1 protein-coding gene is annotated in these 224 nt (G+C 61.2%); it reads right to left on the bottom strand.

Features of this window, described 5'->3' with window-relative positions:
- Positions 1 to 224 (bottom strand): Hsp70 family protein (locus F6S12_RS33565; protein ID WP_315870090.1); only part of this gene is annotated, 224 nt, incomplete at both ends.

The following is a 224-nucleotide window of genomic DNA, read 5'->3' as shown; positions in this document are numbered from 1 at the left end:
TTTCGCCCTGGAAGATCTTCAGTAGCACCTGCTCCTGGTTGTCATGCAAGGTCTGCACGGTCTTGACCCGGCTTACCGGCACCACGCTGTTGCGCTCGATGATCGGCAGGTAGTGCCCGCTCTCGATCTGGTTGCCGTATTGCTGGGAGGTCTCGATCCCCAGGGTGTAGGAGCAGACGTCGGTCAGCACCACTTCTTCCAGGGCCGCCGAGCGTGCCTTGAGG

Origin of the sequence: Pseudomonas sp. JV245A (genome assembly GCF_032424515.1) — a bacterium.
Taxonomy (GTDB): domain Bacteria; phylum Pseudomonadota; class Gammaproteobacteria; order Pseudomonadales; family Pseudomonadaceae; genus Aquipseudomonas; species Aquipseudomonas protegens.
The sequence above is the reverse complement of the archived record's forward strand: the minus strand, read 5'-3'. Positions and strand labels throughout refer to the sequence as shown.